At 65.8% G+C, this 16351-nt stretch carries 12 protein-coding genes; 4 read left to right on the top strand and 8 right to left on the bottom strand.

Annotated elements, in window-relative coordinates; all coding sequences use genetic code 11:
• Positions 1-246: 246 nt before the first annotated feature.
• The 5 genes from B0G69_RS01975 to B0G69_RS01950 form a co-directional block, all read right to left on the bottom strand.
• Positions 247-756, bottom strand: a complete 510-nt coding sequence (locus B0G69_RS01975; RefSeq protein WP_121315419.1) for a disulfide bond formation protein B — start codon at positions 754-756, stop codon at positions 247-249.
• A gap of 144 nt (positions 757-900) precedes the next feature.
• Positions 901-2280, bottom strand: a complete 1380-nt coding sequence (locus tag B0G69_RS01970) for an amidase (RefSeq protein WP_121315418.1) — start codon at positions 2278-2280, stop codon at positions 901-903.
• A gap of 144 nt (positions 2281-2424) precedes the next feature.
• Entirely contained in the window at positions 2425-3105 is a 681-nt protein-coding gene (locus B0G69_RS01965) for a GntR family transcriptional regulator (RefSeq protein ID WP_121315417.1), read from the bottom strand.
• Positions 3106-3374: 269 nt separating this feature from the next.
• Entirely contained in the window at positions 3375-4727 is a 1353-nt protein-coding gene (locus tag B0G69_RS01955) for an MFS transporter (protein ID WP_121315415.1), read from the bottom strand.
• Between the two features lie 7 nt (positions 4728-4734).
• Positions 4735-5421, bottom strand: a complete 687-nt coding sequence (locus B0G69_RS01950) for a DUF2848 domain-containing protein (protein WP_121315414.1) — start codon at positions 5419-5421, stop codon at positions 4735-4737.
• A 209-nt stretch (positions 5422-5630) separates the two neighbouring features.
• Between B0G69_RS01950 and B0G69_RS01945 the strand changes: the two genes are divergently transcribed.
• From B0G69_RS01945 to B0G69_RS01935, 3 genes are all read left to right on the top strand, one after another.
• A complete protein-coding gene (locus B0G69_RS01945) occupies positions 5631-7391 on the top strand; it encodes a cation:proton antiporter (protein WP_121315413.1) in 1761 nt (586 codons plus the stop codon).
• 162 nt (positions 7392-7553) lie between these two features.
• A complete protein-coding gene (locus B0G69_RS01940) occupies positions 7554-9065 on the top strand; it encodes a type 1 glutamine amidotransferase (protein WP_121315412.1) in 1512 nt (503 codons plus the stop codon).
• A 583-nt stretch (positions 9066-9648) separates the two neighbouring features.
• Positions 9649-10428: a DUF2968 domain-containing protein gene (locus B0G69_RS01935; RefSeq protein ID WP_121315411.1), complete on the top strand. Its 780-nt coding sequence runs from the start codon at positions 9649-9651 to the stop codon at positions 10426-10428.
• 110 nt (positions 10429-10538) lie between these two features.
• Here the strand turns inward: B0G69_RS01935 and B0G69_RS01930 are convergent, their stop codons facing one another.
• Both B0G69_RS01930 and B0G69_RS01925 read right to left on the bottom strand, forming a co-directional pair.
• On the bottom strand, positions 10539-11645 hold the full coding sequence (locus B0G69_RS01930) for a hypothetical protein (protein ID WP_121315410.1): 1107 nt from the start codon (positions 11643-11645) through the stop codon (positions 10539-10541).
• A 304-nt stretch (positions 11646-11949) separates the two neighbouring features.
• The gene (locus tag B0G69_RS01925) at positions 11950-12474 is read right to left on the bottom strand and encodes a GNAT family N-acetyltransferase (RefSeq protein ID WP_121319027.1); all 525 of its coding nucleotides are present in this window, start codon (positions 12472-12474) and stop codon (positions 11950-11952) included.
• A gap of 306 nt (positions 12475-12780) precedes the next feature.
• On the opposite strand from B0G69_RS01925, the gene B0G69_RS01920 reads away from it, so the two are divergent.
• A complete protein-coding gene (locus B0G69_RS01920) occupies positions 12781-14082 on the top strand; it encodes an MFS transporter (protein WP_121315409.1) in 1302 nt (433 codons plus the stop codon).
• A gap of 216 nt (positions 14083-14298) precedes the next feature.
• On the opposite strand, the gene B0G69_RS01915 is transcribed toward B0G69_RS01920, so the two are convergent.
• Positions 14299-16146, bottom strand: coding sequence for a tetratricopeptide repeat protein (locus tag B0G69_RS01915; protein WP_121315408.1), 1848 nt, complete (start codon positions 16144-16146; stop codon positions 14299-14301).
• Positions 16147-16351: the final 205 nt, after the last annotated feature.

Raw genomic sequence — 16351 nt, 5'->3', positions numbered from 1 at the left:
CAAAAGCCGGACGGGAGCGTGTGGGCGGGTGCTTGGCGGGCGCTTGTCGGTTATTGCCGGGTCTTTGGTGGGGCATTGCCGTGTCGGTGCCGCGGTTTTTGCCGATTCATTGCCGGGCATCGCAAAGACGCTCGCACAAGCCACGCGGACGCACAAACGCCGGCCTTCGGCCGCCGCGAACGGCGACGCGAAGTCCGGCGTGGTGTCGGGACAGGAAGCGGGGAAGCGGGAAGCTGGGAAGCGCGTTCAGGCGATCCGGCGGCGATTGCGGAGCAGGCTCAAAACCAGCGGAATGAACGCCAGCACGAACGCGACCAGCGACCACATCGGCAGCGTCAGGCCGAGAATCGGCGGATAGGCGGTTTCGCACAGGCCGGCCACCTTGAACACGCCCGGCAGCCAATGGGCGGGCGGCAGACCGTCGACCACCGGCTGCAGCGCGTCGAAGCCGCAGCTAAAGCCCGGATTGGCCTGCACATACACGTGCCGCGCGGCCGTCACGATGCCCGCGAGCGCCGACAACGCCGCCAGCAGTTCCAGCAGACGCACGCCGCGCCAGTGGTTGAAGCGGGCGCCGAGGAACGCGAAGATCGCAATCAGCAGGAAGAAATAACGCTGGATGATGCACAACGGGCACGGGTCTTCGTGCCGGAAGTACTGCAAGTACAACGCGCCGCCCACCAGGGCGACGCAGATCAGGCCAAGCAGAACCAGCAGGGAGCGCTCGCGGCGCAGCATCGCAGTGTCGTTGTTCATGGATCGTAGGGCGGTCTGAAGACAAAAGGGCAAGTGCCCGCGATTCTAGCGCGAACCCCTGCCCCGACGCTTATCGCACTATTGCGTTCGCTGGGCCGCTGGGCCTCCAAGCCGCCCCGCATCGCACTCGCCGCCCCCTCCCGCTCAACGAATCGCGTTGAGCACTGCCTCTGCGCCGCGCCCGATCGCCAGCAGCGCATCGTCGGCGTGCGGCGCGCCCGCCAGCATCAGCCCGACCGGCGCGTCGCCGCGCAGATGGCAGGGCAGCGACAGCGCACAGGTGTCGAGGAAGTTGAATACGCTCGGGTTGCGCAGGATCAGCGCATTGGTGCGGCCGAAGGTGTCGTCGTCGTGGATCAGGTCGGCCACGCGCGGTGGCAGCACCGGCACGGTCGGCGCGACCACAGCGTCGAAGCGCTGCCACAGCGTGCGCGCGGCTTCGTCGAGCATCGCTTGGCGTTCGGCGAGCAGGTCCAGATAGTCGACGGCGCTGGCCGGCTGGCCTTTGAGAATGCGCGTGAGCACGCGCGGGTCGTATTGCTCGCGATGCTTGTCGAGCAGCGGCCGATGCCACGCATACGCTTCGATCGGCGAGAAGCCGAAGCGGTTGATTTCGGGCAAGCGGTCGAGCGGCGCGAAACGCACTTCGCTGACGATCGCGCCGGCCGCTTCGAGGTGCTTGAGCGCGGTGTCGATCGCGGCGGCGACCGCCGGCTCGACGCCGTCGGTGACGAAGTTCGTCAGCACGCCGAGGCGCACGCCTTCGAGCGGCCGCGCGGCCGGAATGCGCGGCTCCAACCCGGCCAGCATCCGGTCGACCAGCGCGCAGCACGCGACCGACACGCCGATCGGCCCGAACGAATCGAGCGTCGTCGAGAGCGGCACGCCGCCCTGTTTCGGGATGCGCGAGGCGGTCGGCTTGAAGCCGGTCAGGCCGCACAGGGCGGCCGGGATGCGGATCGAGCCGCCGGTGTCGGTGCCGAGCGCGATGGCCGCCATGCCGTCGGCAACCGAGGCCGCCGCGCCCGACGACGAGCCGCCCGAAATCCGCTCGTCGCCTTTCACGTTGCGCCGGTATGGCGAGAGCGGATTGCCGTAGTGCGGATTCAGGCCGAGTCCGGAAAACGCGAACTCGCTCATGTTGGTGCGGCCGACGATCACCGCGCCGGCCCGCTTCAAACGCGCGACCGCGACGGCGTCGGTTTTCGCGGGCGGGGCGTCGGCGAGCACGACGGAGCCCGCGCGGGTCGGCTGGCCTTCGATGTCGAACAGGTCCTTGACCGACACCGGAATCCCGGCGAGCGGCGAGAGCATGGTGCCGGCTGCGCGCAGGCGGTCATGCGCGTCGGCGGCGGCGCGGGCGCTGCCGGCGTCGACGTGCATGAAGGCGGCCGCGCCCTGGCCGGCCGGATCTTCGATCCGTTCGAGCGCGGTTTCGACGAGCGCGCGGCTCGTGGTGCGTCCGGCGGCGAGGTCGGCGGCAAGCTGGGCTAGCGGCGGGAAGGGCGTGAATTCAGTGGCCATGATGTCGGTGAGAATCCGGTTGAACCGGGCGAAGCCGGTTGATCAAGGGATGCGGCAGGTGAAGGTGGCTAATGAAGAGGGCAACCAGGTATGCGCTTGGAAACGGTCGCCGTGACGCACCGTGATGCGTGCGCCCCGGATGCTTCAGATGCGGCTGAAGAGCGTCGCGCGGAACGCCTCGATATGCTTCTGCACCGATTGACGCGCGCCTTCGGCATCGCGCTCGCGCAGCAGCCGGAACAGTTCGAGATGTTCTTCATGGACGTCTTCGAGATGATGCGGCTCGGACAGCGAAATGAACCAGAAGCGCAGCGAACGCTCATGCAGCCCGCGCAGGATGTCGGCGAGCACCGGGTTGCGCGAGGCGGCCGAGACGGCCAGATGAAACTCGCGGTCGATGTCCATCATCCCTTCGACGTCGTGTGCGGCGACGCACACCGACGAGCGGTCCAGCAGCGCCTGCATCGCGTCGTAGTCGTGCTGCTGCGCGTGGCGCGCGGCGAGTTCGACGCAGTAGCTTTCGTTGACGAGACGCACGTCGATGATCGCCAGCACGTCGTCGAGCGAAACCGGCCGGACCATGATGCCCTTTCTCGGCATGATGGTCAGCATGCCTTCGTGCACGAGGCGGTGCAGCGCCTGGTGGACCGGCGTTCTGCCGATCCCGGTCAGCGCCATCAGTTCCGCTTCGTTGAGCACCTCGCTCGGCCGCAGCCGCATCGTGATGATCTCGCGCTTGACGAACGCATACGCCTGTTCGGCGAGGCTCGCGGCGGCGCTCGCGCGGGTGGGCGGGGAAGGACGGGCAATTTGCTGGAGCGTCATGGGTCGAGCGAGCGGGCGGTGTCGTCCGCATTGTAGTGCAAGGTTTTGCGCGCACGGGGCGCACGGTGCGCATGGATGTCGGGCTGCGCGTCGCTCGTGCTGCGAGCGCGGTGAGTGAGGTGCGCGGACATCGCCGCGAGCGTGGTCCGGGGGCGGGCCGGATGCGCACCAGACCACGTGTGCTGCGCGTTATCCGTCACGCCCTGCGCCCACGCATCTGTGTCGATCTCCGTGCCGCAAACTCGATTCCGGCGCGCTTCATGCCGGGCTCACGCACGCCCCGGCGCAACCTGCGCCGCATGCTGCACCTTCACGCGCGGCATCATCAACGTGACCAGCCCGCCGACGGTCAGCGCCCCCGCGATCAGCACCAGCCCGAACGTCACGCTATGCGTCGCGTCCTTGACGATGCCGAGCACGTACGGGCTCACATAGCCCGCGAGGTTCGCGATCGAGTTGATGACCGCGATCCCCGCGACGGCCGCCGTGCCTTGCAGGACAGTCGTCGACATCGACCAGAAGATGCCGAAGCCCGCGAGGATGCCGATATACGCGATCGACAGGCCTGTGACGGCGAGCGGAATCGAGTTGGTCACCGATGCGCTGCCGAGCAGCCCCGCCGCGCCGATGAAGCAGCATATCGCATAGTGCCAGCGCCTCTCGCCGGTGATGTCCGACGAACGGCCGATCAGGATCATGCCGATGCCCGCGGCCAGATACGGAATCGCGGTGACGAAGCCGTTGGTGACGAGGTTCGTCACGCCGAGATCCTTGACGATCTGCGGCAGCCAGAACGAGAAGCCCGCGTTGCCGGTGACGAGGCAGAAGTAGATCAGCGTCAGCAGCCAGAAACGGCCCGAGCGCAACGCGACCGCGAGACTGTGCTCGGCGCCGGCCGCCGTGGCCGCGCTGTTTTCCCGCGCGAGGCGGCTCGTGATCACGCGCTTTTCGTCGGCGCTGAGCCACGCGGCTTCGGTGGGCGTGTTGCGCAGGACGGCGAGCGCCCAGAAGCCCGCGAGAATCGACGGAATGCCTTCGATCAGGAACATCCACTGCCAGCCGCGCAAGCCGTGCGCGTCATGCAGCGCCGACATCAGAAAGCCCGACAAAGGCGCGCCGATGATGCCCGCCACCGGAATGGCCGCCATGAACACGGCGACCATCCGTGCGCGCCGGTCGGACGGAAACCAGAAGGTCAGATACAGCACCACGCCCGGCACCAGCCCGGCTTCGGCCACGCCGAGGAAAAAGCGCAGCACGTAGAACATCGTTTCGCTGTGCACGAACATCATCAGGCACGACAGCAGGCCCCACAGCATCGTGATGCGGGCGATCGTGGCGCGCGCGCCGAACTTCTTCAGCAGCAGGTTGCTCGGCACTTCGAACACGAAGTAGCCGAAGAAAAAGATCCCCGCGCCGAGTCCGTACGCCGCGTTCGACAACCCGAGGTCGCCGGTGAACTGCAGCTTCGCGTAACCGATGTTGACGCGATCCAGATACGACAGCACATAGACGAGAAACAGGAACGGCATGATGCGCCAGGTGATCTTGCGCAGCGCGGTGGCTTCGAGCAGCGCGTCGGAAGACGCGGCGGCATTGACGGCGGGCGATGGGGAGCTCATGCGTGCCTCATTCGACGATAGGTAGCGCGCGCACGCGATAGGCGTGGCGCAGCGTGCGGTTCAGGATGGGGTCGTGCAGTTCGAGTTCGAGCGCATCGCCATCGGCCATCCCGACGATACCGCCTTGCACCGCCAGCGTGCCGCAGAACATCGCCGCGCCGGCGGCGAGCGGCGCGCGAGCGAGCAACTCGGCGGCCGGCAGCAGCGATGCGATGCTGCCTTGCTGATAGACGCGCCGCTCGCCGTTCGCGACGGCATGCGCGCGCATTTCCAGCTGGTCCCAGTGGCCGGCGACGTCGTCGAAACGCCACGCGTCGCGCGCGAGCGGTTTCGGGCAGACCTGTTTGGAGACGGTCACGCCGTACGCCTCGACCTCGCGGTCGGTGTGGTCGGAGCCGATCGTGACGAGCAAGCCCGCTGGCGTTTGCAGCAGCACACACTCGGCTTCGCCGCTGGACTTCACGCCGACCACGTCGATCTGCTCGGCCTGCGTCAGCAGTTCTGCACCGAGCCGATAGAAGCACGGCGTGGTGGACGGCCGCTTCACGCCGAGTTCGGCCAGCTCTGCAATGTGATGCTCGATGGCCGCCTGATCGCGCCCGGCCCACCCGGCGATGGTCAGACGGCTCACCTCGACCTGCTCCGCACGGCTCTGGCCGGCGCGGTCTGCAACATGGAAAGACAACGGCTGCATCAATCGGCTCCAAGGAAAATATTCGGCAGATATTATTGTGATATTTCACGTGAGTCCAGCGTGTCAAAAACATTCCGGCTGATCCTGCGCGCAAGGGGCGCGGTATTCCTTGGGGAATCCCAAGCCCTCCGGCCTTTTGCGCGATCGGGCGGTGCGGATGCGGCTGGTACACTGCCTCTTCGAGATTACTTTTTGTAAGGGGCGCATCCATGCACCATGGCATTGGCTTCATTCAGGATCTGGCGGTCGTGATGGCGCTCGCCGGCGTCGTCACCGTGCTGTTCCATCGCCTGAAGCAGCCGGTGGTGCTCGGTTATATCGCCGCGGGCGTGATCATCGGGCCGTACACGCCGCCGTTCCAGTTGATCCACGACGAGCAGACCATCCAGACGCTGGGCGAACTCGGCGTGGTGTTCCTGATGTTTTCGCTGGGCCTCGAATTCAGCCTGCGCAAGCTCTTCCAGGTCGGCGCGACCGCGATCGTCGCGGCGCTCTCCGAGATCGTGCTGATGCTGTGGATCGGCTACGAGATCGGTAGCGCGTTCGGCTGGAGTCCGATGGATTCACTGTTCCTCGGCGCGATCCTCGCGATTTCGTCGACCACCATCATCGTCAAGGCGCTGTCCGAACTGGGCCTGAAACGCGAACGTTTCGCGCAACTGGTGTTCGGCATTCTGATCGTCGAGGACATTCTCGGCATTGCGATGCTCGTGCTGTTGACCGGCATCGCGCAGACCGGCCAGTTGAGCGCCGGCCTCGCGATGGTCACGCTCGGCAAGCTGCTGCTGTTCATGACGGTGTCGCTGCTGGTGGGCGTGCTGGTGGTGCCGCGTGCGCTGAACTACGTGGCGCGCACGCGCAGCGACGAGATGCTGCTGGTGTCCGTGCTCGGCTTCTGCTTCGGCTTCTGCCTGCTGGTGGTGAAGCTCGACTACAGCATTGCGCTCGGCGCGTTCCTGATCGGCGCGATCATGGCGGAGTCGCGCCATCTGCATCGGATCGAGCATCTGATCGCGCCGTTGCGCGACGCCTTTTCCGCGATCTTCTTCGTGACGATCGGCCTGATGCTGAACCCCGCCGTGCTGCTCGACTACGCGTGGCCGATCGCGGTAATCACGGTCGCCGTGATCGTCGGCAAGATCGTGTCGTGCGGGCTCGGCACCTTCCTCTCGGGGCAGGACGCGCGCACCTCGATGCGCGTGGGCATGACCGTGTCGCAGATCGGCGAGTTCTCGTTCATCATCGCGTCGCTCGGCTTGACGCTGAAGGTGACGAGCGCGTTTCTCTATCCGATCGCGGTGGCGGTGTCGGCGCTGACCACGCTCTTCACGCCGTATCTGATCCGCGGCGCCGATCCGCTGACCCGGCGCCTCGGCCAGGCGATGCCGGCCACGCTCGCCAACGCGTTCAGCCTCTATGGCCAGTGGCTGCGCAGCCTGAGCACGGGGAGCGGCGAGCCGACGCTCTTCAGCATGACGCGCAGGATCATCGTGCAGATCGCGGTCAACCTCGCGCTGGTCGCCGCGATTTTTCTGACCGTGTCGTACAGCGCGCCGTATACGGCCAAGCTGCTCGCGCACTGGCTGAGTTCGGAGCCGATGCAGCGGGTGGTGCAGTGGAGCGTCGCGCTGGTCGTGTCGCTGCCGTTCCTCGTGGCGGTCTATCGCAAGACCAAGTCGCTCGCGCTGCTGCTCGCCGAAGTCAGCGTGCAGCCGGTTACAGCGGGGCGCTTCACGAGCGCGCTCCGTTACGCGATCTCCGACCTGGTGCCCGTGGTGTCGATGGTCGGCGTGTTTCTGCTGGTCGCCGCGCTGTCGGGCAGCATCCTGCCGCCGACCGGCCTGCTCGCCGTGGTACTGGTCTGCGCGGCGGTGCTGCTCGCGCTCGTGTGGCGCTGGTGCGTGAAGATCCACGCGTCGATGCAGATTGCCTTGCGCGAGACTTTCGAGGAACAGCCGGATCATGAGTGATCGGCACGGGCCCTGCGCGCTCTGCGGCTTCGTCAGCCGCGAGTTCCGCCCGAGTGCCCGCAACAATGTGAGCAATTGTGTGTGCGTTTGCGGGGCGTGCTGGGCTGGCGGATAATCAGGGCATATTCATTCGTTCGCGTGGAAGGCGCCTGTCTGACTGTCATGAGCGAAAATAAACCTGACAACGCCGGCATGCCCGGCAGCCCATCGTCGCCTTCGGCGTCGCCAACGCCGGTGCCGCCGGCAGCAACGCCCGGCGCGTCGAAACCCGGCGCCACCCCGCCCGAACCGGCGGCTTCGCTACCTCCCGCGCATGAAGACGCGATCCAGTCGCCGATGAAGGATGTGACGCCGGCTGCCGAAGAGGCGGCCGCGCGCTCGTCCACTGACGACCCGGAGAGCGCGTCGACCGTGACGCCCACCGATCCCCAAACGGCCCGCCGGCGCGATGCGGCCGAAGCGCGCAGTTCGGCCGCTGCATCGACGGCGAAGCAGGAAGCCGAAGTGCATGAGCGTGAGGCGCGCCGTGCGGGCGCACCCGCTGCACACCCCGGCATCATGAAAGGCACGAAGAGCGCGGCCGGCACGACAAGCACCAGGAGCGCGCCGAGCTTCTCGAGCAGCGAGCCGCTGGCCGGCGGGTTGACCACGCCGGCCTCGACCGACGACAACGCCGCCGAACCAGCCGAGACCTCCACCTCGCGCCCGGCCGGCGCGCCGCCGCCGGGCTTCGGCGCGGCGCCCGACTTCAGCGCGGCCAATCCGCCGCCGCCCAATGCGTTGCCGCCGTCGCCGCCGCGCTATCTGAAGCAGAACGATTCGGCGTGGACGGTGTTCGGGCGCATCATCGCGGCGCGCGCGCGTCAGCTGTTCGATCGCGCGGGACAGCGGATCACGCAGCGCACGCTGCGCATCGGCGTGTCGGCGCGCATCTTCCATCCGGAGCCGGGCGCGAAGGGGCTGCGCGGCAAGACGCTGCAATACCTCGAGGAATCGATCGCGCACTGGGTGATGTCGCGTGACGTACTGGTGTTCATGATTCCGACCGTCGGTCATCAGGGCATGCTGCATCCGAGCAATATCCGGTTGCGTGACTACGCGAAGCATCTCGACGGCTTGCTGTTGCAAGGCGGCGCCGACGTTTCTCCGCAGACTTACGCGGAAGAGGCGACCAGCCACGAGTGGCCCGGCGACCGCGTGCGCGACATGTACGAGCTGGAGTTGCTGCACGAGTTTGTCGAGTCGGGCAAGCCGGTGCTGGGCGTGTGCCGCGGCTGTCAACTGATCAACGTGGCGTTCGGCGGCACCTTGTATCAGGACATCGCGACCGATGTCCCGACCGCGGCCGCGCACGTCAACGAGAACTACGATCAGCATCGGCACGGGATTCATTTTCCGGACGGTTCCACGCTGGTCAACATGTTCCCCGGCCGGCGCGATGCGATCGTCAACTCGATTCACCATCAGGCGGTGAAATCGCTCGGGCGCGATCTGAATATCGAGGCGGTGTCGGCGACGGACGGCATCATCGAAGCCGTGCGCTACCGGCGTGCGCCGTTCGTGATGGGCGTGCAGTGGCATCCGGAGTTTCATCGCGCGGGCGGCCCGGAGTTGCTCGATTGCACGCCGCTGCTCGATACGTTTTTGCGGGTGGCGCGGGAAACGCGGTTTTGAGGTTTTTTGTGTTTGTCAGGCTCGCGTTCCGGTGTGTGGACTGGGAGGGGAGCGGGCTTCGGTTGGACACTGTTTCCCGAAGCCAATCTGTTTGACGCGCCGTCGCGTGATGCGGCGGTGCGCTTCGCGCGGCATTCGGCCCGCGCTATTTCCCTCTGTTTCCATCTCGCAGTTTGCTTCTGCATTTTCTCGACGGCTGGTGTTGCACGACCTCGCGTGACTGATGCGAGCACACCGGGTTCAAGTTCGTCAGCCTCCCTTTATCAAGACAATACGGAATCCGAACGTAGATGAATTTTGCGATATGGCTCCGGCTGTCTATCGCAATATTGAAACCCGTTCGCTGTTGGATTCGTACAAATCCAATGACAAGTTGGGAAACTTGTGCGCGAGGTGGTTTGCAACGGTTTGGTCCTATCCGGAAACGTTTATTTCCTGATTGTGCGCTTTGCTTATCCGGATTCGTTCGCCGTCGATGTATCTCAATTTGAAGGCGTGTCAGGCGGCATTTGAGTGCTTCGCTTCACGGCAAATCCGCGCGATAATCTGCGGCTGTCTTGGGATCTGGATGGAGCAAGCAGGTATGAAGTACCACTTAGTAATACGGCGTGCCATGCTGCTCGCGGTTTCATACGCACTGCTGCCGCATGCCGGTTTGGCGCTCGCGGCGCAAAGCGAAGATGCCGCGCAGATTGGCGGGATGCGGCCGGCAACCAGCGCGTTGACGCCGCAGCCCAATGGGGCCGCTCTCGCCGATGCGCGGGCAGATACATCGTCCGCATCGGATGCATCGGACGCAGAGACCTCCTCGAGCGACGCGCAAGGCAATGTCGCCGAATTGATGCAGATGATTCACGACGCGAAGCTGAGCGAACTGCGCACCACATACAACGGCAGTTACGGCGCGAGTCTGTTCTTCTACCCGCAAGAAATGACTTACTACGTCGCGTTATTTCAGAACAAACATTTCTGGCGCGTGATCAAGTCCGAGAACGTGGATCGCGCGGAAGCGATCTACGCGGGGTTTGCGCGGCAGACGGCGCAGCTCGCCGATGTCGAAATCCGCCGTGTGCAATTACAGGCGCAAAAGGAGTACATCGCGGAGATCATCGCGATGTCGCAGGATCGCGCGAAACGCTTGCAGGCCGATCTGGCTGTCGCACGTACGCAGCAGGCCAAGGTCGATGACTACCAGCGACAAGCGCAGGGCGAGGCGGTCACGTTGCGCGCGGAAAAGGAACGCGCGCAGGCCCAATTGCGTGCGGCGCAGAACGAAGTGATGCAATTGCAGCGGCAGACGGAATTCGGTCTGCCGACGCAGAGTGGACTGCCGCCGCAAAGCGGATTGTCGAACCGGAAGTAATGGTCAAATAACGGCGTTGTGATTGGAGAAAAGCCCGGCTATGAATGAACAGCCGGGCTTCCTTTTGCCGCCCACATTGCGCTGGCGCTGGGTAGCGGCACGTTAGCGCTTCACTTCCCGAATTGATCTGGGACCTCGGTCACGCGACGCTGCGACATATGGTTTATCCATTCCGTCCCGTTGGCGATCGGCGAATGGTTTGACGCAGCAGGGCGGGGCGGCGGCGCGATATCGTGCAGGTGCGTGGCGGCGGACATCGTCACGTCGGCGTATTCGTCGATGCCGAGTTGCGCCGGCGCGAGAGGCGAGTAATTTCCCGCAGTGGATGGTGCCGGCGAGGTTCGTTGCGCGATCGGCGGGACGGTGATGTGCGGCATACCGTCGGCCATGGGCGCAGCGCGCGATAGCGGATTTGCAGTTGCGCTGCGCGCGAGATGATCGCGTGTTTTTTCTCGCCGGCTGCCGGCCGTTTCGCGAAGCGTGTGGCGGCGTGAGACAGTATCGCTACTTGCGACACGCGGCGCCGCCGCTGCTTGAGTCGCGCTGGGCACAGGCGCATAAGTGGAGCGGGCAGATGAAGATGCACGCTGCGCACGCGCTGATGTCGCGCTTCGAGCCCGCGCTTTAACTGCGCCACCGCTAACGGGTTCCCTCGCAATAACCGCATCGGGCACGCGACGCTGCGCCGGCGGCACATCGCGGTTGGCGGTGGCCGTGACCACGGGTTTCTCAACGGCGATCATCTGACGATGCGCCGAATGATCGAACGCAATCCATGCGAGTATCGCGGCGCCGCTGAGTGCGCATGCGCCACCTGCGAACGCTTTCCAATGTGGCGGAACATCGCGCGACCTGGACACGAACACAGGTGGCTCGACCATCGGCAGCGCGCCGGCCTCAGCGCCCCCATGCGGAGTTTCTTCGCGCGCGGGGTGAAACACCGTCGTCGCGCGCGTCGCTGTTGCTGCCGAAGCAACTGCGGCAGCTGCGCGCCGTGCATTCAACGGCACCCATGTGCAAAACGACAAGATGGCCTTGTCGCTCATGCAGAAGGTGCGCAGCACCGCTGCATAGAGCGCCTTGATTTCGGTGCGCCAGCTTTGACCAGGCGGAAGAAGCGTCCAGTCACGGCCGAAGGGCGTCGGCAGACGATCGAGCGGACGCAGGCGCGGCATTGCGATCGCGCCTTCGATCAGGGTGAACGGAATAGTGGACATCGGTCTGTTCCGGCGCCTCGTAATGGGGCCGCCGTCGGCGGCTGCGGGAATCGGTAGGGACTCAGGCTTGCGGTGAGGCCGATAGAACGCCTTGCATGCATACCGCACGTCGACGCGAACATCAGCAAGCGTATTCACGAGGAACACATGACCGGGTGCACGCACGCCAACCGGTGACGCCCTCGATTACACGCGATGATGACGGGCCGCTGTCATACCGGAAATCAGACCGCTCCGAAAAATGGGGACACCCCCGCGACCCGGGCCGATCCAACCACGACGACCCGTCCCCGCGCTCGCCGCCTTATCGATTCAACCGGTACACGTAGCGTAGCGCGGTGATATCCACGCCGCCCATATGATCCGGTTCAGCGCCGACGAACTGCCAGCCCTGCCGCTCATAGAATCCGATCGCCGGCGTATTGCCTTCGAGCACGTACAGATACAACTGCGCCTCGCCTTGCGCGCGTGCCCAGTCTTCGGCGGCGCGCATCAGCAGTTTGCCGACACCGATGCCCTGATAGCCCGGCAGCGCATGCAGGTTGTCGAGCAGCACGCCCCACGCGGATTCCGGTTGCCGTTCGACGCAGACGAAGCCAATCGGCTCGCCCGCCAGTTCGGCGATCAGCACGATGCGGCGCTCGCCGCCCGGCGCACTGAGCCGCGCTTCCCAATACGCGGCGCGCTCGCGCGTGACTTCGCCATCGAGGAACGCGTCGGGCAGCAGGCCGCGATACGTGGCTTGCCAACTGGCGCTGTGAATCGACGCGATCAACGCGGCGTCGTCGACGGTGGCGGGGCGCAACGAAAGAGCGGGGAAGGTTTGCATCAGCCGATGATCAACGCAAGTGCCGGGGCAGAACAGTTTACCGCGATGAATGCTCGCGTCGTCCGTAAGCAAACTGTATGTGTTTCACAACAGCGCCATCAACGGTAACATTGCCTGGGGCGGCTTTTGGATGAGTCTCAAGGTTTGCCCTGATTACGCGTCAATACGTTCACCAGGATAATGCTGCGCCCGTCGGCGCGGCCTTTCCTTACCGTTTGCCTGCGGCCTCCGCTTGCAGTCGTGCAGCGGACCGTTTCAACTGCCCGCCGTCATCGTGTCACGGCGACGGGCCTATCAGAGAACTTCATGTCCACAGCTTCTCCCACCCTTTCCGTTCAGGAAGAATCCAAGGTCAAGACAGTGTTCCGCGTCGTCAGCGGCAACTTTCTTGAGATGTACGACTTCATGGTCTATGGCTACTACGCCTCGGCGATCGCCAAGACCTACTTCCCCAGCGGCAACGAATTCGCATCGCTGATGCTGTCGCTGTCGGTGTTCGGCGCGGGCTTCCTGATGCGGCCGATCGGCGCGATCGTGCTGGGCGCCTACATCGACCATCACGGCCGCCGCAAAGGTCTGATCCTCACGCTCAGCCTGATGGCGCTCGGCACGCTCACGGTCGCGGCGATCCCGGGCTACGCGACCATCGGCCTCGTCGCACCGGTGCTCGTGCTGCTCGGCCGGCTATTGCAAGGCTTCTCCGCCGGGGTCGAACTGGGTGGCGTGTCCGTGTATCTGTCGGAGATCGCGACGAGGGGCAACAAGGGCTTCTATTGCTCGTGGCAGTCGGGCAGCCAGCAGGTCGCCGTGGTGTTCGCCGCGCTGATCGGCGTAACGCTGAACAAGCTGCTGCCCGCCGACCAGATGACCGCCTGGGGCTGGCGCGTGCCGTTCCTGATCGGTTGCCTGATCGTGCCGTTCCTGTTCATCATCCGCCGTTCGCTGAAGGAAACCGAGGAGTTCAAGGCGCGCAAGCATCGTCCGAGCATGAGCGAGATCATGAAGTCGATGGCCACCAACTGGGGCGTCGTGCTGGGCGGCATGGGCATGGTCATCATGACCACGGTGTCGTTCTACACGATCACCGCCTACACGCCGACCTTCGGCAGGGAAGTGCTGAAGCTGTCGGCCATCGACACGCTCGTCGTCACCGTCTGCGTGGGTCTGTCGAACCTGGTCTGGCTACCGGTCGCGGGCGCGCTGTCGGATCGCATCGGCCGCCGTCCGGTGCTGCTCGCGTTCACGATCCTGACGATCGCCACCGCGTATCCGGCGCTGCAATGGCTGGTCGCCGAGCCGTCGTTCGCGCGCCTGCTGGCGGTCCAGTTGTGGCTGTCGTTCCTGTACGGCAGCTATAACGGCGCGATGGTGGTGGCGCTGACCGAAGTGATGCCGGTCGAAGTGCGCACCGCGGGCTTCTCGCTCGCCTACAGCCTCGCGACGACGGTCGGCGGTTTCACGCCGGCGATCGCGACGCTGCTGATTCACGTCACGAGCAACAAGGCGGCGCCGGGTCTGGTCCTCGGCGTGGCGGCGATTTGCGGCTTGATCGCGACGCTGTTTCTGTATCGGACGCGGGAGTCGCGCAATCAGTATCGAGCGGCTTGAGCTCTCGCGGCCGCGCTGCGGTTGCACGGGCTAAAGAAAAACCCCGCGTTCTCACGGACGCGGGGTTTTTTATTGTTGAACGTGGCGGGGAGCCTGTGATGAAGTGCTGTCGGACGGGGTTGCCTGCGCTCGGTGGCTTGCGGTGCGGTGCGGCGCTTTGCATGCGTGCCTGCGCGCCCGGCGCCCCACGCGACCTGCTTCCAACACCACGCGCAACTAGCCTTTGCGCAACTCGCTCGCCACCCCGTCGACGACTTCGTCCCACGCGCCGGGCCGCGGCTGACGCACGAGGGTCGCGCCCGGATACCACGGGCTGCGCGCGTCGCCCTCGAACCAGCGCCAGTCCGCCGCAAACGGCAGCATCAGCCAGAGCGGCTTGCGCAATGCCCCGGCGAGGTGAGCGATGGACGTGTCGATCGACACCACCGCGTCGAGCCGTTCGATGATCGCCGCGGTGTCCGCGAAGTCGCCGATCCGCGCGTCGAACCGATGGATCGATGCGGCGCGCGGATGCGCGTCGAGCGTCGCGCGTTCGTCGGCGCTCAGATCGGGCTGCAGCACGATCCAGTCGATGCCGTCGAGTGCGAACAGCGGTTCGAGCGCGGCGAGCGGCATCGAACGCGTTTCGTTCTGCTGGATGCGTCCCGACCACGCGAGGCCGATCTTGCGTTTGGCCTGGCCACCGAGCGAGCCGCGCCATTTGCGGCCGTATGCGGGCGGCACGTCGAGATAAGGCGTGCGGGCGGGGATGGCGTCGAAGCTCGTGCCGAGCGCAAGCGGCAGGCTCAGCAGCGGGCATTGCAGATCGGCGGCGGGGCGCGGCGCGCCCTGGGCGATCAGCGTCACGCGCCAGGCCTGGGCGGCGGGCGCGAGCAAGGGCAGCAATGGCGGCTGGACTTCGAGCACCACGCGCGTCGCGCGCTGCGCGGCGAGCGGGACGAAGCGCACGAACTGCAGCGTGTCGCCGAAACCCTGCTCGGCGTGGATCAGCAGCGTGCGTTGCTCGATCGGCTCGCCGTGCCAGCGCGGCAGCGTCTGGATGACCGGCTGCGCGACGGTCTGCAGCCGCCATTCGTATTCCGGCAGCCCGCGTGCGAAGTCGCGCAGGGTGAGCCACGCGAGCGCGCGGTTCATGTGCGCGGAGGCGAGTTCGGGGCGCAGGCGCAGCGCCTGATCGAACGCGCGCACGGCTCGCGCGGGCGCGCCGAGCGCCTGATGCGCGGTGCCGAGACTGAGCCAGGCGAGCGCGAATTGCGGATCGAGGCCGACGGAGCGTTCCAGATACGGCAACGCCTGCGCGTGGCGCCCGAGTGCGGCGAGCGCGTTGCCCATCCCGTAGATGGCGGGGGGCAGATTCGGCTGGAAACTCAGCGCGGCCTCGAAGGACGCGACTGCTTCGGCATGGCGGCCGGTGGCGTCGAACGTATTGGCGAGATTGAAGTGCGCGGCGACGAAGCGCGGCTCGGCGGCGAGCGCCGCCTGGAAGCACGGGATCGCCTCGTCCGCGCGGCCCAGCGCGTTCAGCGCCATGCCCATGTTGTTCAGCGCGCCGGCATGGCCGGGGCGCAGTTCGAGCGCGCGCCGGAACGACGCGATCGCTTCCGGGTGGCGCCCGAGCGCGTGCAGCGCGTTGCCGAGATTGTTGTGCGACGACGCGTCATCGGGTTGCAGGCGCAGCGACCGTTCGAACGCGTCGGCGGCGTCTTCGTGACGACCCAGCGATGCGTACGCGTTGCCGAGGTTGTAGTGCGCCATCGGGAAGGACGGCGCGAGCGTCAGCGCGTTGCGGAATTGTTCGATCGCGTCGTCGATCTGGCCGAGCGCCTTCAGCGCGTTGCCGAGATTCAGTTGCAGCGCGGCGTCTTCCGGGCGCAGGTTCACCGCGCGCCGCACGAGTGCGGCGGCTTCGGCGTGCTGGCCTTGCTGATGGCGCAGCACGCCCAGCAGGTGCAACGCGTCGACGTGCGTGGGATTGCCGTCGAGCGTCGCGCGATAGCCGCGTTCGGCGTCGTCGAGGCGGCCGTCACGATGCGCCGCGAAAGCGCGGTCAAATACAGGTTGCATGACGGGGGATGGCATTCGGGTGAGGCAGAGGCCGCATTTTCCCACACTCGCCGGACCGCGCTCCGGTTTGACCGGTTTGCTTACCCTCTATAGCATCTGGATACCTGAGCATGGTTTTGCTGCGATGCATCGATTCGAGATGTCCGTGGCGGATTGTTCAACGGGTTCCTGCGCGGCTTTCGTGCTGGGTGTGTCTGCGCCGGCC

Origin of the sequence: Paraburkholderia sp. RAU2J (assembly GCF_003634845.1) — a bacterium.
GTDB classification, from domain to species: Bacteria; Pseudomonadota; Gammaproteobacteria; order Burkholderiales; family Burkholderiaceae; genus Paraburkholderia; species Paraburkholderia fynbosensis.
This window is presented reverse-complemented; position numbering and strand designations above follow the sequence as displayed.

Bases quoted from the DNA above. Each gene is read 5' to 3' on its own strand.
- B0G69_RS01920 (WP_121315409.1), top strand. From the start codon at position 12,781: ATGTCCACAGCTTCTCCCACCCTTTCCGTTCAGGAAGAATCCAAGGTC.
- B0G69_RS01975 (WP_121315419.1), bottom strand. From the start codon at position 756: ATGAACAACGACACTGCGATGCTGCGCCGCGAGCGCTCCCTGCTGGTT.
- B0G69_RS01970 (WP_121315418.1), bottom strand. From the start codon at position 2,280: ATGGCCACTGAATTCACGCCCTTCCCGCCGCTAGCCCAGCTTGCCGCC.
- B0G69_RS01925 (WP_121319027.1), bottom strand. From the start codon at position 12,474: ATGCAAACCTTCCCCGCTCTTTCGTTGCGCCCCGCCACCGTCGACGAC.
- B0G69_RS01950 (WP_121315414.1), bottom strand. From the start codon at position 5,421: ATGCAGCCGTTGTCTTTCCATGTTGCAGACCGCGCCGGCCAGAGCCGT.
- B0G69_RS01930 (WP_121315410.1), bottom strand. From the start codon at position 11,645: ATGTCCACTATTCCGTTCACCCTGATCGAAGGCGCGATCGCAATGCCG.
- B0G69_RS01940 (WP_121315412.1), top strand. From the start codon at position 7,554: ATGAGCGAAAATAAACCTGACAACGCCGGCATGCCCGGCAGCCCATCG.
- B0G69_RS01935 (WP_121315411.1), top strand. From the start codon at position 9,649: ATGAAGTACCACTTAGTAATACGGCGTGCCATGCTGCTCGCGGTTTCA.
- B0G69_RS01945 (WP_121315413.1), top strand. From the start codon at position 5,631: ATGCACCATGGCATTGGCTTCATTCAGGATCTGGCGGTCGTGATGGCG.
- B0G69_RS01955 (WP_121315415.1), bottom strand. From the start codon at position 4,727: ATGAGCTCCCCATCGCCCGCCGTCAATGCCGCCGCGTCTTCCGACGCG.
- B0G69_RS01915 (WP_121315408.1), bottom strand. From the start codon at position 16,146: ATGCAACCTGTATTTGACCGCGCTTTCGCGGCGCATCGTGACGGCCGC.
- B0G69_RS01965 (WP_121315417.1), bottom strand. From the start codon at position 3,105: ATGACGCTCCAGCAAATTGCCCGTCCTTCCCCGCCCACCCGCGCGAGC.